General features: G+C 71.7%; 19 protein-coding genes. 9 read left to right on the forward strand and 10 right to left on the reverse strand.

Features of this window, described 5'->3' with window-relative positions; genetic code table 11:
* Window positions 1–51 precede the first annotated feature (51 nt).
* Together ACIBQ8_RS27885 and ACIBQ8_RS27890 are read left to right on the forward strand one after the other, a co-directional pair.
* Window positions 52–1245: a serine hydrolase domain-containing protein gene (locus tag ACIBQ8_RS27885; RefSeq protein WP_397193346.1), complete on the forward strand. Its 1194-nt coding sequence runs from the start codon at window positions 52–54 to the stop codon at window positions 1243–1245.
* Between the two features lie 212 nt (window positions 1246–1457).
* The gene (locus ACIBQ8_RS27890; RefSeq protein WP_397178545.1) at window positions 1458–2066 is read left to right on the forward strand and encodes a LysE family translocator; all 609 of its coding nucleotides are present in this window, start codon (window positions 1458–1460) and stop codon (window positions 2064–2066) included.
* On the opposite strand, the gene ACIBQ8_RS27895 is transcribed toward ACIBQ8_RS27890, so the two are convergent.
* Together ACIBQ8_RS27895 and ACIBQ8_RS27900 are read right to left on the reverse strand one after the other, a co-directional pair.
* Window positions 2046–2420, reverse strand: a complete 375-nt coding sequence (locus ACIBQ8_RS27895) for an MmcQ/YjbR family DNA-binding protein (protein WP_397178546.1) — start codon at window positions 2418–2420, stop codon at window positions 2046–2048. The two genes, ACIBQ8_RS27890 and ACIBQ8_RS27895, sit on opposite strands and share 21 nt — an antisense overlap.
* Window positions 2421–2453: 33 nt before the next feature.
* On the reverse strand, window positions 2454–3500 hold the full coding sequence (locus ACIBQ8_RS27900; RefSeq protein ID WP_397193347.1) for a DUF2293 domain-containing protein: 1047 nt from the start codon (window positions 3498–3500) through the stop codon (window positions 2454–2456).
* Between the two features lie 107 nt (window positions 3501–3607).
* Here ACIBQ8_RS27900 and ACIBQ8_RS27905 point away from each other — a divergent pair, with 107 nt between their 5' ends.
* Window positions 3608–4411 carry an FKBP-type peptidyl-prolyl cis-trans isomerase gene (locus ACIBQ8_RS27905; RefSeq protein ID WP_397178548.1) on the forward strand — a complete coding sequence of 268 codons (804 nt, stop codon included), beginning with the start codon at window positions 3608–3610 and terminating at the stop codon, window positions 4409–4411.
* Window positions 4412–4418: 7 nt separating this feature from the next.
* Here ACIBQ8_RS27905 and ACIBQ8_RS27910 read toward each other — a convergent pair whose 3' ends face one another.
* On the reverse strand, window positions 4419–5327 hold the full coding sequence (locus tag ACIBQ8_RS27910; protein ID WP_397178549.1) for a M23 family metallopeptidase: 909 nt from the start codon (window positions 5325–5327) through the stop codon (window positions 4419–4421).
* Window positions 5328–5442: 115 nt separating this feature from the next.
* On the opposite strand from ACIBQ8_RS27910, the gene ACIBQ8_RS27915 reads away from it, so the two are divergent.
* Window positions 5443–8124: a BTAD domain-containing putative transcriptional regulator gene (locus ACIBQ8_RS27915; RefSeq protein ID WP_397193348.1), complete on the forward strand. Its 2682-nt coding sequence runs from the start codon at window positions 5443–5445 to the stop codon at window positions 8122–8124.
* A gap of 8 nt (window positions 8125–8132) precedes the next feature.
* On the opposite strand, the gene ACIBQ8_RS27920 is transcribed toward ACIBQ8_RS27915, so the two are convergent.
* Window positions 8133–9479, reverse strand: coding sequence for an NERD domain-containing protein (locus ACIBQ8_RS27920; protein ID WP_397178551.1), 1347 nt, complete (start codon window positions 9477–9479; stop codon window positions 8133–8135).
* A gap of 61 nt (window positions 9480–9540) precedes the next feature.
* Between ACIBQ8_RS27920 and ACIBQ8_RS27925 the strand changes: the two genes are divergently transcribed.
* The 3 genes from ACIBQ8_RS27925 to ACIBQ8_RS27935 all read left to right on the forward strand — a co-directional run bounded on the left by ACIBQ8_RS27925 (window position 9541) and on the right by ACIBQ8_RS27935 (window position 11427).
* The gene (locus ACIBQ8_RS27925) at window positions 9541–10158 is read left to right on the forward strand and encodes a type 1 glutamine amidotransferase family protein (RefSeq protein WP_397193349.1); all 618 of its coding nucleotides are present in this window, start codon (window positions 9541–9543) and stop codon (window positions 10156–10158) included.
* Window positions 10155–10679, forward strand: coding sequence for a MarR family winged helix-turn-helix transcriptional regulator (locus tag ACIBQ8_RS27930; RefSeq protein ID WP_397178553.1), 525 nt, complete (start codon window positions 10155–10157; stop codon window positions 10677–10679). The genes ACIBQ8_RS27925 and ACIBQ8_RS27930 overlap by 4 nt, the downstream gene beginning before the upstream one ends.
* A 481-nt stretch (window positions 10680–11160) precedes the next feature.
* On the forward strand, window positions 11161–11427 hold the full coding sequence (locus tag ACIBQ8_RS27935) for a hypothetical protein (protein ID WP_352322992.1): 267 nt from the start codon (window positions 11161–11163) through the stop codon (window positions 11425–11427).
* Window positions 11428–11667: 240 nt separating this feature from the next.
* Here ACIBQ8_RS27935 and ACIBQ8_RS27940 read toward each other — a convergent pair whose 3' ends face one another.
* Window positions 11668–12156, reverse strand: coding sequence for a C40 family peptidase (locus tag ACIBQ8_RS27940; RefSeq protein WP_397178554.1), 489 nt, complete (start codon window positions 12154–12156; stop codon window positions 11668–11670).
* Between the two features lie 398 nt (window positions 12157–12554).
* Here ACIBQ8_RS27940 and ACIBQ8_RS27945 point away from each other — a divergent pair, with 398 nt between their 5' ends.
* Both ACIBQ8_RS27945 and ACIBQ8_RS27950 read left to right on the forward strand, forming a co-directional pair.
* Window positions 12555–12821, forward strand: coding sequence for a hypothetical protein (locus ACIBQ8_RS27945; protein WP_352322994.1), 267 nt, complete (start codon window positions 12555–12557; stop codon window positions 12819–12821).
* A 411-nt stretch (window positions 12822–13232) separates the two neighbouring features.
* Window positions 13233–13580 carry an STAS domain-containing protein gene (locus ACIBQ8_RS27950; RefSeq protein WP_397178555.1) on the forward strand — a complete coding sequence of 116 codons (348 nt, stop codon included), beginning with the start codon at window positions 13233–13235 and terminating at the stop codon, window positions 13578–13580.
* Here ACIBQ8_RS27950 and ACIBQ8_RS27955 read toward each other — a convergent pair.
* From ACIBQ8_RS27955 to ACIBQ8_RS27975, 5 genes are read right to left on the reverse strand one after another with little or no spacing between them, the layout of a single operon-like run.
* Window positions 13547–15742, reverse strand: a complete 2196-nt coding sequence (locus ACIBQ8_RS27955) for a germacradienol/geosmin synthase (RefSeq protein ID WP_397178556.1) — start codon at window positions 15740–15742, stop codon at window positions 13547–13549. The genes ACIBQ8_RS27950 and ACIBQ8_RS27955 overlap by 34 nt on opposite strands.
* A complete protein-coding gene (locus tag ACIBQ8_RS27960) occupies window positions 15742–17112 on the reverse strand; it encodes a family 2B encapsulin nanocompartment shell protein (protein ID WP_397193350.1) in 1371 nt (456 codons plus the stop codon). Before ACIBQ8_RS27960 ends, ACIBQ8_RS27955 begins: the two co-directional genes overlap by 1 nt.
* 43 nt (window positions 17113–17155) lie before the next feature.
* Window positions 17156–18565, reverse strand: coding sequence for a family 2B encapsulin nanocompartment shell protein (locus tag ACIBQ8_RS27965; RefSeq protein ID WP_397178558.1), 1410 nt, complete (start codon window positions 18563–18565; stop codon window positions 17156–17158).
* Between the two features lie 27 nt (window positions 18566–18592).
* Window positions 18593–19534, reverse strand: coding sequence for a 4-hydroxy-3-methylbut-2-enyl diphosphate reductase (locus tag ACIBQ8_RS27970; RefSeq protein ID WP_397178559.1), 942 nt, complete (start codon window positions 19532–19534; stop codon window positions 18593–18595).
* 11 nt (window positions 19535–19545) lie between these two features.
* Complete coding sequence (locus ACIBQ8_RS27975) at window positions 19546–20589, reverse strand: polyprenyl synthetase family protein (RefSeq protein WP_397178560.1); 1044 nt, start codon at window positions 20587–20589, stop codon at window positions 19546–19548.
* Window positions 20590–20639 lie beyond the last annotated feature (50 nt).

Below are 20639 nucleotides of genomic sequence, written 5' to 3' on the forward strand. Positions count from 1 at the left end.
CCCTGGCCAGGATTGTCCCATCGAAAGCCGATGTGACCTGGAGAGATCCCCATGAAGCGCACCCGTCTCGCCGCCGCCGTCCTGGCCCTGTCCGCCCTGTCCGCCCTGTCCGTGAGCGCCCCCGCCCTCGCCCACGCGGAGGCAGGCGCCCACAGCGCCGCCGTCCAGGTGCCGCCGATCAACGAGGCGGCGCTGCGCAAGAGCATCGCCGGGCTGCCCGCGGCCGACGCCACCGCGGCCGAGGTCAGGGTCAGCGGCTCGGCCGGTTCCTGGCACGGCGTCTCCGGCGTGACCGATCTGCGCGGGAAGCGCCCGGCCAGGGAGGGGGCCAGGTTCCGGGCGGGCAGCGTGACCAAGGTGCTGACCACGGCGGTCGTGCTCCAGCTCGTGGCCGAGGGCAGGGTCTCCCTCGACCGCACGGTCCAGGACTACCTGCCGGGGCTGCTGCCCGCCGACTACCCGCCGGTCAAGCTGGCCCAGGTGCTCAACCACACCAGCGGCCTGCCCGCGCCGAAGTCGGAGGGCGGCTTCGAGCGGGTCTACGCCGACCGCCTCAAGACGATCACCCCGCGGGAGTACGTCCGCCAGGCCGTGCTCAACCCGATCGAGTTCACCCCCGGGAGCAAGCAGCACTACCTCAACATCAACACCTTCGTCGAGGGTCTGGTGATCGAGAAGGTCACCGGCAGGTCGTACGAGCGGGAGGTCGGCGCCCGGATCCTGCGCCCGCTCGGCATGAACCAGAGCTACTTCCCCGGCACGTCCGTCAAGATCCACGGCCGGCACAACCAGGGCTACCAGGTCGTCCCCAAGGGCTTCCCCGACTCCTTCCCCTACGGCGGCGGGTACGTCGTGGACGTCACCGAAATGGAGGTCACCTCCACCTGGGCCTCCGGCGACCTCATCTCCACCGCCGCCGACCTGGAGAAGTTCACCACGGCGCTGTTCGGCGGCCGGGTCGTGCCCGCCGAGCAGCTGAAGCCCATGTTCACCGTGCCGAAGGTGACCATGTACGGCACCGACGACGAGCCGGCCCACTACACCTCGGGCCTGACCGAGCTGACGTTGCCCGGCGGCATCGTCGCGTACGGCAAGACCGGCGCCCGCTACGGCAGCTCCACCGGCATCGGCGCCACCCAGGACCTGAGCCGCGTCGTGGTCTACTCGGTCAACTCCACCGACGCCAAGGCCCAGGGCCAGAACGAACGCGGCCTCGGCATCGCCCTGGCGGCCTTCGCCGAATAGAGGCGGCCCTCGCCGGACGGATCAGGGACCTCACGGTGGCTTTCGTCACAGAGGTCCCTTATCGCCTTCCTTGGCGTATTTCGGCAAACTGATCCAGATATCATGGCCGGTGCCCACAAGGCACTGACGATGTTCGCCCGCGTGACCGTGCGACCTCCGCACACCCGGCGGGTCGGGCGGGAGCGCGCCCCCAGCTCCGGGAGACCCCCGCCATGCTGCTGACCTTCGCGGTCACGACGCTGATCATGATCATGATCCCCGGCCCCGACGCGGCCCTGATCATGCGCAACTCCCTCGCCCACGGCCGCGTGGCCGGCCTGCTGACCATGCTCGGCGGCCTGCTGGGCCTGTCCGTGCACGCCGCGGCCGCCGCGGTCGGCCTGTCGGCGCTGCTGGCCGCCTCGCCCACCGCCTTCACCGTGGTGCGCGCCCTCGGCATCTGCTACCTGCTCTGGCTCGGGGTGCACGCCCTGCTGTCGAGCCGGAACCGGGCCAAGGCCGTGGAGGGCGCCGCGCCCCCGACCGGCTCGCCGCTCGTGCACGTGCGCAGGGGGCTGCTGTCGAACCTGCTCAACCCCAAGGTGCTGCTGCTCTTCGTGACCTGGCTGCCGCAGTTCCTGCCCGGCCACGGCGACACCCTGGGCCGGGCCCTGCTGCTGTCGGCCATCATCGCCGTGCTGTACGTGCTCTGGTTCAGCCTCTACAACGTGATCATCGACCGGGTGAGCGCGCTGCTGCGCAGGCCCCGGGTGCGGGCCAGGGTCGAGCGGGTGACCGGGGTGCTGCTGGTCGCCTTCGCGCTACGGCTCGCCGTCCAGTAGCTTGACCGCCCGCTTCGGGGCGATGGTCCGGTAGCTCTCCTCGACCCAGTCGAGCAGCACGTCGGTCTCGGGCAGCGCCGACAGGAACGGCACGGTCACCCAGCCGGCCCTGCCCAGGCCGTACCCGCTGGGGGCCGCGCCCTCGACGGTCAGCGCGTGGCCGTGCGCCTCCGACAGCAGCTTCACGCCGAACGTCGGGGCCCACTTCTCCGTCTGCTCGTCCAGGCCGAGGAACAGGAAGACCTTCTTGTTGACCTTGATGACCGTCTCGCCCCACGGATGGTCCTCGTGGGTCTCGGGCAGCCCCAGCGCGAAGGCCCGCAGTTCCGCACGTACGGTGTGCCAGTCGTCCATGGGATGGACGGTACCGAAGGCGGGCCCGCGAGGTCACCGGGGCGGTCGCCGGAACTCCGCGAGCCTGGCCTCGATGGCGTCCCTGATCCGGTCCCTGGCCTCCATCCGCGGGACGCCGGACATGAGCAGGCGGTCGTAGTCGGTGTCGAGGTGCCGGACCGACGCGATCACCGCCAGCGTGATGGCGTTCTCGTCCAGCGCCCTGGCCGCCGCCGTCCTGCCCACCCGGCCGCTGCCGCGCCGGCCGGCGTGCTCGGCGATCTCGCGGGCCCGCCCGTCCGGGCAGCCCGGGAACAGCCGGGCGATCTCGGCCGCCATCGCCGCCTGGAAGGCGACGTCCTGCTCGGCCCTGCGCACCTGGTCGCGCTCGCGGCGGCGCAGCCGCGCCTCCTCGTCGGCCAGGCAGCGCTCCTCGGCCGCGGCCAGCGCGCCCTCCTCGACCAGGACGCCCTGGCGCTGGTAGACCTTGCGCCGCCGGTTGTACCGGACGACCACCGCCGACAGCCCGCTCTCCTGCTTGGCCCGCCGGCTGAGCGCCGCGTTCCCCGACGGCAGGAACACCAGATGGTCCAGGTCGGCGCAGCTCAGGCAGTGGGGCCGGTCGTCCTCCATGATCAGGTACGGCCCGGTGTCGCCGCAGGACGCGCACGTCCACGGGTCCTCCGAGACCACGGCCACCAGGTCGGGGGCCTTGCTCTGCCGCTCGGTGAGCCGCCGCACCCGGGCCTCGCTCAGCTCGGGCGAGAGCCAGTGGACGCGGAAGGCGTCCTGCCCGTCGCCGGAGGTGAAGCGCAGGTCGCGCCGGTCGCGGGTGCCGGCCACGTACGGCGTGTCCACCGGCCTGAGCCCCTTGGCCAGGGCCCATTCCCGCAGCAGCCCGGCCGTGACGAGCAGCCGCTCCTCGTCGACCGCGGCCAGCTCGGCCAGCGTGCCGGCGCGGCCCTGCCGCCAGAGGTCCACGTGCCGGGACCGCAGCCAGCGCAACCCCGTCACCACGTCGATGAACGTCACGTAGTGGCGGGTGGTCAACGCGATCTCGGCTGCTTCTGCGACCCTGCGGGCCAGGTTGGGCTTGCTCACGCGGTCCAGTCTCCCGCGCCCTTTGTCGTGAGATGGCGAGACCCGCAGCTTTCCTTTTGGCGATCGCGGCAAGTAACCCCTTCGGATCTGGCATCTTGGGGGAAATCGTGCGCCTGCTCTGGCCTGCCGTACTCATGCTGGCCACCTCGTGTGGCGTCGCCGAGGACGGCTCGCAGCCCGTCGTGACGGGCGCGTTCGGCAGCAAGCCCGTCGTCGCCATACCTCGGGGGAAGCCGGGACGCACGCCGCGGATCACGGTGCTCTCCATGGGCAACGGCCGGCGTACGGTCCCGGGGGACGTCGTGCTCGCCGACGTGGACATCCGGCGATGGTCGGGAAACAAGCCGTATCTCAGCACCTACGACGGCAACCAGCCCACCACGGTCGTCTTCGACGGCAGGCAGGTCTCCGAGACCTGGCGGGCCTCGCTCATCGGCAGGCCGGCCGGCAGCCGGGTGATGCTGGTCAGCCCGGCGTCGGAGGCCCTGGGCCCGAACGTGCCGCTGACCGGCGTCTCGCCGGCCGACACGCTGGTGGTGGTCTTCGACATCCTCGGCGGCTACCCGCCCGACGCGCGGCTCGTCGGGCGGGCCCTGCCGGCGATCCCGTCCGACCTGCGGCCGGACTCCCCGCCCCGGACCCTCATCGACGGTTCGGGACGGGACGTCACGGCGGGTTCCAAGGTGGTCATCCAGTACGTGGCCGCGTCCTGGCCGTCCCGCACGGTGGTGGACTCGTCCTACCGGAAGGGCGGTCCCAGCGCCTTCACGCTCAGGCCCGGCTCGGTGCCGCCCGCCTGGCTGGAGGCGCTGGTCGGCAGCCAGGTCGGCAGCCGGCTGGCCGTGGGGTCCCCGGGGGACAGGCCCATGCTGTACGTGATCGACGTCCTCGACACGATCACGCCTGCCTGAGCCGGCCTCAGCCGCAGTGCTCGAACGGGCTGTCGTAGGCCGAGGCGCCCGCCTTGCCGCCCCACTTGACGCACGTGTTCGCGGCCGCGGCGTAGACCGGGCCGGCGTAGTAGCCGTAGCTGCCGGAGTCCGTCTTCCTGGTGCTGCCCTGCACCTCCAGGTAGGCGGTCGTCGCGGTCGGCGTGCCGAGCGACTTCGCCTTCATGGTGACCACGCAGTTGTTGCCGTTGGAGTTGTTGTAGAGCAGGTAGACGGTCCCGTCGCTGCCGAGCCCGGCCGAGTCGATCACGTCGTACCCGGCGCCGCAGGCCTCCTGCGGCGTGTACGGGTTGCTGGACCCGCCGCAGTTCTTCGAGCTCAGCGTCTGCACCGGGTAGCCGAAGGTGACGCCGTTGAAGACGGCCTTCTGGATGTTCGACGGGTAGCTGGTGCCCAGCCGCACCTCGTAGTGCAGGTGGGGGCTGATGTTGTTGCCCGGCTTGCTGGTGTTGCCGACCGTGCCGATCTGCTGGCCCTGCGAGACGGACTGGCCGGCGCTGACCAGCCGGGTGTTCAGGTGGGCGTAGTAGGTGGACCAGCCGCCGCCGTGGTCGATCTTGACGAGGTTGCCGTAGCCGTTGGTCGAGCCCTGGTGCGCCGAGATCGCCACCGTTCCCGAGGCGGCGGCCACGACCGGGTCGCCGAGGTCGGCGTCGGCGGTGCTGCCCCGGTTGAAGTCGATCTCCCACGACTGGTGGGCGCTGCTCGCGCTGGAGTTGCCGGTCCAGGTCTGGCCGCAGGGGAACGGCATCTGGAAGTTCGTGGCGAGGAGCTGCGCCTGCGCGGACTCCGGCTCCGGGTCGGCGAAGGCGGGGGCCGTCGTGCCGAGGCCGAGTAACAATGCCAGGCCGGCGACCATTGATCGGCTGAGCTTCATGGGGTGATCCTTTCCAGTGGGATCTGTGACACCAGAGTCCGCATTGGCCGCACAAGAATCATCCAGAACCGATACAAAGAGCTGTCAGATCTCCCGTAAAGGGGCTGATGCTGTCATGACGGTCACCTTCCACGTCCTCGGCCCGCTGGAGATCCGCTCCGCCGGCCGTCCCCTACGGATCTCCGGCGGCAAACCCCGCATGCTGCTGGCCACGTTGCTGCTGGAGGCGGGGCAGGTGGTCGGCGCCGACCGGCTCGCCGAGGTGCTCTGGCCGGGGCGTCCGCCGCGGTCGGCGCTGGCCAACGTGCGCACCTACGTCAGCTCGCTGCGGTCCCAGCTCGGCCCGGTCGGCCTGCGCGCCGCCGGGGCCGGCTACACGATCGACGTCGCCGACGGCGCGCTCGACCTGCGCCTGTTCGAGGAGCTGGCCCGGCGCGGCGACTACGACGCGGCCCTCGCCCTCTGGCGCGGCGCGCCGCTGAGCGACCTGCCGGGCAGCCCGGTCTGGGACCGCCGGATCGAGCACCTCCACCGGCTGCGGCTGCGCGCCGCCGAGTCGCTGATCGAGCGGCGCCTCAAGGCCGGCGACCACGACGGCGCCGCCGACGAGCTGCGCGGCCTGCTGGTCGAGCACCCCTACCGGGAGGACCTGTGGGGCCGGCTGCTGCTCGCCCTGCACCGCGGGGGCCGCAAGGCCGAGGCGCTGCGCACGTACGCGGCGGTCCGCGACCAGCTCGTGGACGAGCTCGGCGTCGAGCCGGGGGCCGAGCTGCGCGGCGCGTACGAGCTGATCCTGGCCGACGAGGGCCGCGTGGCGCCGGCCGTGCCCCGGCAGCTCCCGCCCGACCTGCCGGACTTCATCGGCCGGGCCGCCCCCCTGGCCGCGCTGGCCGGGACGTTCTCGGTCGCGGTGATCTCCGGCCCGCCCGGCGCGGGGAAGTCGGCGCTGGCCGTGCACGCCGCCCACCGCCTGCGCCCTGCCTTCCCCGCCGGGCAGCTCTACCTGGAGCTGGGCGGCCGGGCGCCGGGCGAGCTGCTGGCCGAGGCGCTGCGGGCGCTCGGCGTGACCGGCGCGCCGCCGACGCCCGGCGAGCGGTCGGCGCTGCTGCGGTCGCTGCTGGCCGAACGCCCGATGCTGGTCCTGCTGGACGACGCCCGCGACGCCGCCCAGGTACGCCCGCTGCTCCCCGGCAACGACAGCGCCGTGATCGTGACCAGCAGACGGCGGATCACCGAGCTGCCCGGCGCGCTGCGCGTCGAGCTCGGCGAGCTGTCGCCGGAGGAGTCGCTGGCGCTGCTCGGCGGCGTCGCCGGGGCCGAGAGGGTGGCCCGCGAACCGGCCGACGCCCTGGCCGTCGTCGCGCTGTGCGGCGGCTCGCCCCTGGCGGTCAGGGCCGCCGGAGCCCGGCTGGCGGCCCGGCCCGGCTGGTCGCTGTCGGTGCTGCGCGAGCGGCTTGAGGAGGACTGGCTGGCCGAGCTCAAGGAGGTGCGGGCCTGCCTCGACGCCGGGTACCGCGGGCTGCCGGCGGAGGCCGCCCGTACCCTGAGCGCGCTCGGCGTCCTCGGGCCGGCCGCCGGGGCGCAGCCGGGCTGGGTGGTGGACGCGGCACTCGGCCGGCACGGCGCGCACGACGTCACCGACCTGCTCGTGGACGTCCACCTGCTGGACCCGGTCGGCACCGACGACGTCGGCCAGCCGCGCTACCGGGTGCCCGACCTCGTCGGCAGGCACGCCCGCGACCGCGGCCCCGACCGTGCCGCGCTGGCCCGGGTGCTGGCGGCCTGGACGGCCACCACGGAGCACGCCATGGCCCGCCTGCCCACCACCGTCTTCAGCCTCACCGCGGCCAGGGCGGCCAGGTGGCGGCTGCCCGCGCGCACGCTCGACCGGCTCACCGCCGACCCGATCACCTGGTTCGAGTCGGAGCACGAGGCGCTGGCCGGAGCCGTGGACCTGGCGGCCGAGCTGGGCCTGGCCGAGTCGGCATGGGGGCTGGCCGCCGCCATGGTGCCCTACCTGGACCTGCACTGCCACCTCGGCACCTGGCGCCGTACGCACACCGCCGCCCTGGCCGCCGCCCGCGCCGCCGGCGACCGGTACGGCGAGGCCGCCATGCTCAGGGGCCTGGCCCAGGTCAGCCTCTACCAGGACCGGTACGAGGAGTCCGCCGAGGGCTTCACCCTCTCCCGCCAGATATTTCACGAAATAGGAGACGTCAGGGCCGAGGCGACCTCGATCTGCGGGCTCGGCGCCGTGAACCAGTTCCGCGGCCGGCACCTCCAGTCGCTCGGGCACCTGCGCCGGGCGCTGGCCATGTTCGTCGCCTCAGAGGACCGGCATGGCGAGGCGTTCGCCCGGCAGGCCATCGGCCGGGCCTGCCTGACCTCGGGCGACCTCGTCCAGGCGGCGGAGTCGCTCGGCGCGGCCATGCGGCTGGCCCAGGAGCTCGGGGACGCCCACCGGGAAGGTTGCGTGTGCCTCCAGATGGGTCGGCTGCACCAGGCGATGTCGTTCCACCGGCACGCCCTGGAGATCTTCGAGTCGCTCGGCGACCGGCACTGCGGGGCGTACGCGCTGCAGAGCCTCGCGGGCCTCCAGGCGGCGCGCGGCGACCTGACCCGCGCCTCGACCGGCCTCGAACGCTCGCTGGAGGTCTTCCAGGAGCTCGGCGACCGCAGCGGTGAGGCGTCGGCCACCCAGCTGCTCGGCGAGCTGCACCGCTCGGCCGGGCGCACCGGCATGGCCCTCGACTACCTCAGGCACGCCAGCGCCCTGCGCCGCAGCCTGCCGGCCTGAGGAGGACGTCAGGGGCCGGAGACCAGGCGGCGGACCAGCCGCCGCAGCCGCGACTGCTGCAACGGCACGCCCTGGAGCGCGTCGAGCGCCTCGGCGGCGGTCGGCCGCTTGGCCGGGGAGTGGTCGAGCATCCGGCGCACCACGTCGGGGACGTCGGGACCGTGGGCGTCGGAGCTGGTCGGGAGCTGCCCGGTGAGCAGCTGGTAGGCGATGGCCCCCGCCGCGTAGACGTCGGACGCGGTGGTCATCCGGTCGGGACGCTCCTGGCACTCGGGCGCCACGTAATGGGCGTCGAGCACGTTGCCCAGCTCGTGGGCGACCGTGTAGTTGCGCGGGCCCGGCTTGGCGTAGTCGAAGCCGGTCAGCACCGCGTGCCCGTCGTCGGTGACCAGCACGCAGCCAGGCGTGAGCGCCCGGTGGACGACGCCGTTGGCGTGCGCGTGCGCGAGCCCGCGCAGCAGGTCCTGGATCACGCCCAGCCGGGCCCCCTTGCCCAGCGACAGGTGCAGCGCCTCGCCGTGGACGTCGTCGAGCACCAGCACGAACCGGCTCTCGTCGTCGATGGCGAAGAAGTCGCGCGAGCGCACGACGCACGGATGGGGCGGGATGCGGGCCAGCGACTGGTAGGCGTTGGCGATGCGCTGGCGCTCGGCGGCCCGCGCCTCCTGGTCGGCCAGCGGGTCGGCCTGGTAGACGCGCAGCAGCACGGTCTCGCTGCCCGGCAGCGTGGCGTTGAACGCGCGGTATTCGGTGACCTTGGCGTCGCCGCCGAGCTGCTCCTCGACCTCCCAGTTGCCGAACCTGGGCGGCGCGGTGCTGCGGCGCACGGTCTGGTTGAGCGCGTCGAGCACCGCCGTCAGGTAGGGCCGCACGTCGGGGCTGCATCCCCGCCTGACCCGCGAGACGTCGCCCAGCGTGGCCACCAGGCCGGGCAGGTCGGTGACGTTGGGGGCGTCGCGGCCGGCCTGGTCGACCAGCTCGGCGTCGGGCGAGGTGAGCACGACCAGGCTGTCGACGTAGACGCGTTCGAGCTGGGTGGCCCTGGACACCAGCAGGCCCTTGAGCGCCTTGGCCGTGCCCCGCAGCTTGGTCACCGGAGAGCCGAACGCCTCCCGGCGCGGCGGGTACCAGCGGGTGCCGGACACCTCGATGCGGCCGCGGGTGCCCTTGACGTCGACGACCACGAGCGAGTGGGCGGTCAGCACGAGCAGGTCGACCTCGAACACGTCGTCGCCGCGCGGGACCTCGACGTTGTGCAGCAGCAGCCAGTCGGCGGGGGCGTGGTCGCGCAAGTAGGAGATCACGCGCCGTTCGGCGTCGTTGACCGGCCGTCCTCCGCCGACGATCTGTGCCATGGCGCCTATCCTCGCACGGTTCTCCATTGACAACATGCTGTCGAAATGACAGCATGTTGTCATGAAGGGAATCATTCACCACGCCGTCTACGACACCTTCGCCGACTGGGAGACCGGGCACGCGACCGCCCATCTGCGCAGCGGGCGCTTCCAGCGCGAGCCGGGGGCGTACGAGATCGTCAACGTCGGCCTGACCGGCGAGCCCGTCGTCAGCATGGGCGGCCTGCGGGTCACCCCGGGCCTCGCGCTCGACCGGCTCACGCCCGAGGGCAGCTCGCTGCTCATCCTGCCGGGGGCCGACCTGTGGGACGCGGGTGACGAGCTGGCGCCCTTCGCCCGCAAGGCGCGCGAGTTCCTGGAGGCGGGGGTGCCGGTGGCGGCCATCTGCGGCGCCACGGCCGGCCTCGCCCGCGAGGGCCTGCTCGACGAGCGCGACCACACCAGCGCGGCGCTGCCGTACCTGGGGGCCCAGCGGGGCTACGCCGGAGCCGGGCGCTACCAGGAGACGGACGCCGTGCTCGACGGCGACCTGGTCACCGCCGGCCCCACCGAGCCCGTCGCCTTCGCCCGGGAGATCTTCCGCCGGCTCGACGTCTACCGGCCCGACGTCCTCGACGCCTGGTACCGCCTGTTCGGCGAGAGCGACGCCTCGGCGTTCGAGGTGCTGATGGCCGCATGACCCCCGCCGGCGGCCCCGCCCCCGAAGATCACCCCGCCCGCCGCGACGGGGGCGGTGGCGGAAGCGGTGACGGCGGGGAGAGCGTGGCGGCCGAGCTGCTGTCCGGTCTGGCTCTGGCCTCGTTCCGGCTCAACGGCCAGTTCCTGCACGTGGCCGAGGAGCTGGCCAGGCCGGCGGGCATGACGGCGGCCTGGTGGCAGGTGCTGGGCGCGGTCCTGGGGGAGCCGCTGCCCGTGGCGGGAATCGCCCGGGTGATGGGCATGACCCGCCAGGGGGTGCAGCGGATCGCCGACCTGCTGGTGGAGAGGGGCCTGGCCGAATACCGGCCCAACCCCGCCCACCGCCGCGCCAAGCTCCTCCAGCCGACGGAGGCGGGCCGCGAGGCGGTCGCCGGGATCGTCCCGGGCCACCGTGACTTCGCCGAGCGCCTGGTGGACGTGCTCGGCCACGACGCCGCCCGCGAATCCCTGGCCGCCCTCCACCGCCTGACCAGCGCCCTCGATCACCTGATCACCCCCTGACCCGGCCCCCACCCCGCTCCCTCCCGCTCCTTGGGGAGGGAGCGGTTTTGGTGCGGGCCGTTCTCGCCGTCCGGCCGGGAGGGGACGCCGGGCTCGGCCGCCGTCCGGTAATAGCGGAACCGTCCTGCGGGGCAATCACCTGGATAACCAATGGCGCCCCGGGTGCGCCGTTCGTCGTAGGTCGTTCCTCAAGTTTCGGGTGATCGTTGCCTGAACGGCCGGGCACGAACGCCCCAACATCGCCGCCGGAAGGCCAAAAGAATCCCGTTCGCCGGGCAGCCGCACCGGGATATATGCAGTGCCCCGTCGATGAGCGCGGAAACCGAGTGCCAAGAAATCGAGGCGTCCCCTTGACCTTCGTTAGGGCTTTCCGAGTTGCGATTTTCGCTGCCTGCCGCGATGGTTATTTGCGGCACCTCACAGCCCTGCACAAACGACCATGGCGCACAAATTCAGCGCCGATCCATGGAGGAAAGCAAACATGATCCGTCGCATTCTGGCCGGTGCAGCTATCGCGGTCACCGCTCTCGGCTTCTCCGCCTCCGCCGCGTCCGCCGACGTCGGCCCCAACCCGTACAACAACGGGCAGAGCATCCTGAGCCAGCTGAGCATCCTCGACGACCTGACGGCGCTGAACGATGTCGCCAACGACTCCATCAAGTACATCGACATCCTCACCCTGCTGCACCTGAACGACATCGAGGCCAACGTCCTCAACAACCAGGACAAGTACGGCGACAACAACTGAGCCTCCTCGCGTGGCGTAGGCAGGAAGACGATCGGCGACCCGCGGGAGAATGCGCGGAGCCGCCCGGCCAAGGTCGCCTTCCTGGTGCCTTGAGGTGGACCGAAAGTACGGGCCGTGGCATTTCGCGAGGCCACGGCACGGGCTTGGTGCGCACCGAGCTCTGAACGCCTCGCGGCCCAGGACGATCACTGCAGGACGACCTGGGCCGCGGGGCTCACGCGTAGGCGCACCAGGCTCGGCCTAGGCGTCGGAACGGCCCGGGCTCGGGCGTACGACGCCCAGGAAGCGCGGCCGTTCCAGCGCGTCGAGCCGGACGAACTCGCCGCTGAAGGGCGCGTGCACGATCTGCGTGCCGTCCACCGCGAGCGCCACGTGCTCGGGGCCGGGGGTGTCGACGTCGCTGTCGTAGAACACCAGGTCCCCGGGCTGGATCTCCTCCCGCGGTATCCGGATCCCGGACCGCCACTGCTCGTACGTCGTCGTCCCGATGGCCACGCCGGCCCGCGCCCACGCGTACTCGGTGAGGCCCGAGCAGTCGAATCCCCAGGTCCTGGCCCCTTTGCCGATTCCGAATCCGGGGCCGCCCGGACCGCCGCCGCCCCACGAGTACGGGACGCCGATCATCTCGATCGCCGCCCGCAGCGCGATCGAGCCGGCCGCCGACCGGACGGCCGGAGCCTGCGCGCGGCACCCGTGCGGATGGCAGCCCACAGCGCCCTGCGCGGGCATCGAATGAGAAACGCACACAATGGTGTGCGCCAATGCAATTGCCAACAAGCGCAGTAGTCCGTTCATGGCATATTCGGCACCCCCGCGTGGCCGGCCGTGCCACCGTCACGGCACGGCGTTTCAAGCGACTTCTCCCGATTACCTGCTCCGGGAGTATGGGGATAAAACAACCCGCCGTGCCCGACGAGTCACATTATTTCGGGGCATTTCGGGATGTCTTTCGCCCGGCCGACGGCCAAGGAATAAGTGCGGGTACTTGACTTTGGCTTAGCATATTTTCCTTGCGGCCCACCGCGACCCCACGAGATCGTTATTCGCGAAAATCCTGCCACTCGGGAGGCGGGTAATAAATGATGACGCGCACCGCTGCGCCGATTCCGATGAAAGGGAAGTAAAAAATGATGCGTCGCATTCTCACCGGTGCAGCCATCGCCGGCGCGCTGTTCGGGTTCACCGCCACGAGCGCCTCGGCCGACGTCGGCCCCAACGCCTACAACGGCGGCAAGGCCATCCTGAGCCAGCTGTCCATCCTGGACGACCTGACGCTGGCCAACGACGTCCTCAACGACTCCGTCAAGTACATCGACGTCCTCACCGCCCTGCACCTCCAGGACATCGAGCTCAACGTCCTGGACGCCCAGAGCAACTACGGCGACAACAACTGAGACCGCTTGACCGGCGGCGGCCCGTCCGCGCGCCCGTCAGGCTGACCTGAAGGCGTTCCGGCAGCCACGACCCTCGTGGCGGCACCTTGCCGAACGCCTCTGGATCGGCCGCGGCGGGACACGTGCGGGCCCCGCCACGAGGACGGTCCGAAGCCGGCCCAGCCCTGCGTGCTGGGCCGGCTTCGTGCGTCTGCGGGGACCGGTGCAGCCCTTCATTATTGGGCTGCAATTCGGTCATATTCTCCTGAACATCACATAGTGAAACATACTTCGTGTAATCTGGTTTCGGGTTAATCGTCAGCGCGGCGAAGGAACCGCGACCTCCTCAGGGCGGCCACCACGGCCGGGGGGAACCTGACGGTCATCCCACCGGCAACCCCCTGTCCATAGCTGTTGGGGGGTGCGCACGTCGTGAACGATCTCGGAGAGCGGCTGCTCTATCAGGACGGGCAGCTCAGCATCAGGCTGCGGGTCGTCCCCGGAGCCCCGGCCGTCGCCCTGTCCGGAGAGGTCGACGTCACCAACAGCTCCGCGCTCGCCAGCACGCTGTCCGACTCGCGCGGGGGCAGCACGTACATCGTGGTCGACACCGGCGAGCTGGCCTTCGTCGACCTGTCCGGGCTGCGGGTGCTGGCGCTGCCCGCGCTGCCCCCGGACGAACGGTGGATCCGGCTGCACAACGTCACGCCGCACCTGCGACGGCTGCTGCGCATGATGGGCTGGTTCTACGCCCCGCGCCCGTACGACGTGCCGCTGTAGACCAGGGTCGCCGCCGACGTGCCCAGCCCGTGCGGGCCCGACAGCCGGAAGACCGGCGGCCGGTGGTGCCGGCGCAGGGACGGCTCGTCGTAGCGCAGGCAGCCGCGATGCCAGTTGAGGATGCCGGTCAGCCAGTGGCGGCAGTCGGCCAGGAACGCGTCGAGCGCCTGCCTGGCCGCGCAGTCGAGCCCGAGGTCGTCGCACAGGATCGGCAGCTCGTGCGCGGCGATGTGCTGGAACTGCTTCATCCGCGAGGTCAGCAGGTCGTTGACGATGCCGAGCGCGGCCGGGTAGTCGCAGTCGAAGAAGTTCTGGACCACCAGGACGCAGTTGTGCAGCTCGCCCTCGAACTCGATCTCCTTCTGGTACGAGAAGATGTCGTTCAGCAACATCCCGCAGTCCATGACCGCGTTTTCCAGCGCCCGCATCGGGCCGCTCTCGTACAGCGCATCGGGCAGCGCGTACGCGTGCCGCAGCCGGCACAGGCTCATCGTCAGCTCCGAGCCGAAGGTGAGCCGGCGCATCTCCAGGTAGTCCACCGGGTCGGGGATGTGCCGGGCCGTCTCGTTGCCCAGCTCCCAGAGCCAGCCCTCGCACATCGTCACGACCGACCGCCGCAGTTGCGCGCGGGCGCCGGCCGGCATCGGCCCCGCCGTACGCGCCCACAGGTCGGCCAGGCCGCGTTCGAGCGCGCTCACCGGCGGCGGCGCCGGCGTGCCGTCCAGCGGCATGAACGCCGCGAGCCTGGACACCGTGACCTTGGCCGCCGCCAGATTGCCCGACCGGCCGAAGACCACGGGGAAGTAGTCGTCGCCGTAGGTGCCCCAGCACAGCCAGTACGAGGCCAGGTCCAGCTCCTCGGGGGTGGCGTCGGGATGCAGGCCCGCCGCGCACAACGGCAGGTCGTAGTCGGCCAGCTTGCCGGCGTCCCAGACCGCCGAGCCCACGACGCCCGGCTGGGCCTCCAGCAGGCCCATGGACGCGCACCAGGTCACCGCGTTGCGCCGGGCCCGGTCGAGGTGGGGGGACAGGCGCAGCTCGAAGGGCATGTACAGCTCGGGAATCTGCGAGGGGCCGACGCGCTGCCGCCCGGTGTGGGCGAAGTTGCGCAGCCGCTTGGCCCCCGTGCCGGCGATCAGCGACTTCGCGCCGAGCGGCCGGGCCGTCTTCGCGCCCTTGTTCATGTAGCGGCTCGACCGCAGGTGCCACTCGTGCCCGCCGGACTGCCAGTCCTGCAGCCCCTTGACGTAGGCCAGCACGCCCATCGCCGACAGCGGATCGACGGCGTGCTCGACGAAGAGCGGGCCCAGCTCGGCCAGCGCGGTGTGCTCGAACTGCTGCATGCGCGAGGTGAGCAGGTCGTTGACGGCGTCGGCGGCCTCCTGCGTCGTGCAGCCGAGGAACGTCTCCAGCACCAGCACGCCGTTGCTCAGCTCGCCCTCGTCCCTGACCTCGCGCTCGTAGGAGAACAGGTCGTTGCGCAGGTGCACGGCGTCGGAGAAGCTGTCCTTCAGCACCCGCAGCGGCCTGGTGCCCGCCAGCCGCGCGGGGATCTCGGCCCCCACCGCGTGCTCGACCAGCCCCGCCGACCAGGGCGCGCCGCCCACCTTGCGGCGCATCTCGATGTACTCGACCGGGTTGGCGATCCGGCCCTCGTTGATGTTGGACAGCTCCCAGATCGACTCGTTGAGCAGGTGGCGGGTGCTCTCGGCGAACCGCCGCCGCCAGTCGGCCGACATCCCCGGCACCGTGCGCAGCCACAGGTCGGCCAGGCCCGCCTCGACCGGGTTGGCCGGCTCCGGCATGGACAGGTCATCGCCCATCGGCATGAACCGGGGCAGCCGGTCGAGGTGCCGCTTGCCGCCCTGGATGTCGCCGGAGCGCTTGAAGACCTCAAGGAAGTGGTCGTCGAAGAAGAACACCCAGACGTACCAGTCGGTGATCAGGCACAGCTCGGCGCCGTCGCAGTCGGGGTGGGTGTAGGCGCACATCAGGGAGTAGTCATGGCCGTCGAGGTCGGCCTCCTCCCAGACGCCCGATCCCTCCAGCATGCCCATCTCGCGCGCCCACTGCTTGGCGTGCGTACGGGCCTCCTCCAGGTGCGGGTTGAGCCGCGCCGGGTACGGCATGTAGAAGTCGGGCAGCTCGAACGGTTGAGCCATCAGCTCGCGACCTCCACGTCCTCAAGCACCCCGAGCGCGTCGGGCACCAGCACCGCGCACGAGTAGTAGGCGCTGACCAGGTACGACATGACCGCCTTCCGGTCGATGCCGGTGAGCTTCACGCTGAGCCCCGGCTCCCGCTCGTCGGGGACGCCGGTCTGGAACAGGCCCACGACGCCCTGGTCCTTCTCGCCGGTGCGCATGCACAGGATCGAGGTGGTGCCGGCCCGGCTGATCGGGATCTTGTCGCACGGCAGGATGGGCACCCCCCGCCACGACTGCACGGGCACGCCCTCGATCTCGGCGGTGTCGGGATAGACGCCCCTCGCGCTGCACTGCCGGCCGAAGGCCGCGATGGCCCGCGGGTGGGCCAGGAAGAACCGCGACTTCTTGCGCCGGCTGACCAGGTCGTCCAGGTCGTCGGGGGTGGGCGGTCCGGTCAGCGTGCGGATGCGCTGGCTCGGGTCGACGTTGTGCAGCAGGCCGAAGTCGCGGTTGTTGACCAGCTCGTGCTCCTGCGACTCGCGCACCGCCTGGACGGTGAGCCTGAGCTGCTGCTCGGTCTGGTCCATCGGGTCGCCGAACAGGTCCGCGACCCGGGTGTGCACGCGCAGCACGGTCTGCGAGACGCTCAGCTCGTACTCGCGCGGGCCCGGGTCGTAGTCCACGAACGTGCCCGGCAGCGCGTGCTCGCCGTGGTGGCCGGCTGACAGCTCGATGGCCGCCTCGCCGTGCTTGGTCTGGGGGGAAGCCAGCCGGGCGCGGTGGCGTTCGAGCCGGTCGCGCAGGGCGGGCGTGCTCTCGGCCAGCGCGCGCAGCTCCTCCCACGGCAGCACCAGCACCGTGCACCTGGTGGCGGCCTCCAGCGTGTCGTGCCGTACGGCCCGCTCGCCCGGCGGCTCGGTCCCGGCGTGGTCGCCCTCGCCGAGGGTGCCGAGCACCAGGCGGTTGCCGTAGTCGCCCGGCTGGAACCGGGTGACCCGGCCGTCGGCGACCAGGATGATCTCGTCAGCCGGCCGTCCGGCCCGCGCGATCGTGTCGCCGCGGGCGTACTCCCGCTGCTCGAACAGGCCCGCTAGGGTGTCGAGCAGGCGGTCGTCGTCGAGCCCGTGCAGCGGCGGCAGCTCGGTCAGGCTCGGCGGCGCCACCCGCACCCGGGCGCCGGTGCGCGAGAAGCTCACCCGGCCACCGCCGACCATGTAGGTGAGCCGCCGGTTCACCCGATAGGTGCCGGCGGTGTCCACCCACGGAAGCATCCGCAGCAACCAGCGGGAGGAGATCTCCTGCATCTGCGGAGGCGTCTTGGTCGTCGTGGCGAGTTTTCGCGCCGCGGCGGTATCCAGGCTCAGCCGCTGATCCGACTCCGTCAACACAAACACCACCAATTCTTGGACCGGACGGACGAAGGGGCTGCTAGCCGTTCCTGCCGAGCTCGACGTCCTCCAGGACGCCGAGCGCGTCGGGCACCAGGACGGCGGCCGAGTAGTAGGCGCTGACCAGGTAGGAGATGATCGCCTTCTCGTTGATGTTCATGAAGCGCACCGACAGGCTCGGCTGGTACTCGTCGGGGATGCCCGTCTGGTGCAGGCCGACGACGCCCTGGTTCTCCTGGCCCGTCCGCATGAGCAGGAACGACGTGGTGCGCTTGCCGGAGACCGGGATCTTGCTGCACGGGAAGATCGGCACGCCCCGCCAGGCCGGGATGCGGTGGCCGTTGACCTCGCTGGCCTGCGGGTAGAGGCCGCGCTTGCTGCACTCCCTGCCGAACGCGGCGATGGCCTGCGGGTGCGCGAGGAAGAAGGCCGGCTCCTTCCAGACCACGGCCAGCAGGTCGTCGAGGTCGTCGGGCGTGGGCGGGCCGGAACGGGTGCGGATGCGCTGGCTGAAGTCGGCGTTGTGCAGCAGGCCGAACTCCCGGTTGTTGATCAGCTCGTGCTCCTGGCGCTCGCGCAGGGCCTCGATCGTGAGGCGGAGCTGCTGGTCGAGCTGGCTCATCGGCTGGTTGTACAGGTCGGAGACCCGGCTGTGCACCCGCAGGACCGTCTGGGCGACGCTCAGCTCGTACTCGCGGGGGGACTGCTCGTAGTCCACGAACGTGCCGGGCAGCGCGACCTCGCCGGAGTGGCCGGAGGACATGTCGATCGCGGCCTCGCCGTAGGCGTTCGTGGCGTGGTCGCCGGAGGCGCGCCAGTTCTGGATGTGCTCGCGCAGCGACGGGGACTGCTCGGCGAGCTGCTCGAAGGTCTGCCTGGACAGGGTGAGCACGGTGGTGTGCGTCTTGGCCGTGGCGGTGAAGTCGTACGTGCCGCCGCCGGTCAGCGCCTGCTCGCCGAGGTGGTCGCCGTCGGCCAGGACGCCGAGGTTCTGCTCGTCGCCGTAGGCGCCCTGCCCGACCTTGCCGACCCGGCCGTGGGCGATCAGCACGAGCTGGTCGGCCGGGTCGTCCTCCCTGACGATGGCCTCGCCCGGCTCGACCTCGCGCTGCTGGAAGCGGTCGGCCAGCGCTTCGAGCACCTCCATGTCGTCGAAACCGCGCAGCATGGGCAGCTCGGTCAGCTCGGCCGGGATGACCCGCACGTCCGAGCCGGTCGTGGAGAACGTGATGCGCCCGTCGCCGAGCGTGTACGTCAGGCGCCTGTTGACCCGGAACACGCCACCGGAGCACTGCACCCACGGCAGCAGCCGCAGCAGCCACCTGGAGGTGATCTCCTGCATCTGCGGGGGCGTCTTGGTGGTGGTCGCGAGCTGTTTGGCGGCCTCGGTACTGAGGCTGAGCTGTCCGTTGCCGTTCACAGGCACGCTGGAGTCGGTCGTTTCTGTCATGGTGCACCGCCAATCTCGGTGTGGGGTCTAGCCGGGGTTGCGGGAGGAACGGAGTTCCAGGGGGAGGGAGAAGGTGAGCGTCTCCTCGGTCACGGTCACCGGCTCCACGTCGGCGTAGCCGTGGCCGGCGAGCCAGCCGAGCAGGTCGTCGACCAGCACGTCGGGCACGGACGCGCCGGAGCTGACCCCGACCGTGCCGACGCCGTCGAGCCATCGCGGGTCGGCGTCGGCGGCGCGGTCGACCAGGTGGGCGGCGGGGGCGCCGGCGTGCAGCGCGACCTCGACCAGCCGCCGGGAGTTGGAGGAGTTGGCCGAGCCGACGACGATGACCAGGTCGCAGCGGGGGGCGATGCGGGTGATCGCCTCCTGGCGGTTCTGGCTGGCGTAGCAGATGTCGTCGCTCGGCGGGTCGGCGAGCTGGGGGAAACGGTCGCGCAGCTCGGCGACGGCGCCCATGGTCTCGTCGACCGACAGGGTGGTCTGCGACAGCCAGGTCATGCGCGCCGCGCCGCTCGCGGTGACCTCGTGGGGCCGGGCCGGATCGACGACGTGGATGCGGCCGGGCGCCTCGCCGAGGGTGCCCTCGACCTCCTCGTGCTCGGCGTGGCCGATGAGCACGATCTCGTGACCGGCCTCGGCCAGCCGCACCGCCTCCTTGTGCACCTTGGTGACCAGGGGGCAGGTGGCGTCGATCGTGCGCAGGCCGCGGCCCCCGGCCTCCTGCCGGACCGCGGGGGAGACGCCGTGGGCCGAGAAGATCACCAGCGCGCCGTCCGGCACCTCGTCGAGCTCGTCGACGAAGACGGCCCCGCGCTCGGTGAGGTCGGCCACCACGAACGTGTTGTGCACGATCTGCTTGCGCACGTAGACCGGTGGCCCGAAGCGCCGCAGCGCCTCCTCCACGGAGAAGATGGCCCGTTCGACGCCCGCGCAGTAACCGCGCGGGGCCGCGAGCAGTACGCGTCCCATCGGAGAGCCCCCTACTTGGTACGGTGCGCGAGCTGGTCGGCCAGGACGGACAGCGCGCTGCCGGCCTCGGGCCCGATCGGCGCCCGGACCAGGGCGGCCGTGGCCTCACCCACGCGTTCGTCGATCATCGACTCGACCTGGTCGAGCGCGCCGGTGTCGATGAGGATGGTGCGCAGCCCGGCGGCCCGCTCCTCGGTGAGATCCGGGTTGCCGTGCCAGGCGCGCAGGTAGCCGAGCTGCGCGGGCGAGGCGTGCGTCACGGCGTGCGCGATCAGCACCGTGTGCTTGCCCTCGCGCAGGTCGTCGAGCGCGGACTTGCCGGTCTCGGCCGCCGAGCCGAACGTGCCCAGCACGTCGTCGCGGAGCTGGAACGCCTCGCCGAGCGGCACGCCGAACCGGGAGAAGGCGTCGAGCAGCTCGGGTGAGGCGCCGGCCAGGGCGCCGCCGATCTGCAACGGCCGCTCGACGGTGTACTTGGCCGTCTTGTAGCGGATCACCGTGAGCGCCTCCGGCACGCTCGCGCCGGCGCGGAGCTGGGCGAGGATGTCGAGGTACTGGCCGCTGATGACCTCGGTGCGCATGGCGTCGAAGAGGTGGTGGGCGGCGCGCAGGCGGACGGGCTCCACGCCGCACGACGACAGCAGGGTGTCGGACCAGGCCAGGCTCAGCGTGCCGAGCAGGATGCCGCCCGCGTGACCGAACGCCTCCGCCGACGGGCCCTTGTGGAGGTCGGCGAGGTTGCGGTGGATGGTCGCCCGGCCCCGGCGCAGCTCGCTGCCGTCCATGATGTCGTCGTGGATGAGCAGCCCGGCGTGGCACAGCTCCAGGGCCGCCGCGGCGCTGACGATCTCCTCGCAGTCGGCGCCGCCCGCGCCCCGCCAGCCCCAGTAGCACAGCAGGGGACGGATGCGCTTGCCGCCGCCGAGGATGAACTCGGTCAGCAGCCGATAGGCCGTCTGCACGTCGGGATCGGAGACGGGCGCCCGCCACGTCTCCAGGAAGTCGGCGAGGCGTCGCTCGATCCGCGATCCGAGGTAGTGCTGAGTGAAGCTCACCGGCATCCGCTCGGCTCCTTCTGGTCGGGACGCACTACCAATAGTTACTA

Origin of the sequence: Nonomuraea sp. NPDC049646 (assembly GCF_044465525.1) — a bacterium.
In the GTDB taxonomy this organism is placed as follows: domain Bacteria; phylum Actinomycetota; class Actinomycetes; order Streptosporangiales; family Streptosporangiaceae; genus Nonomuraea.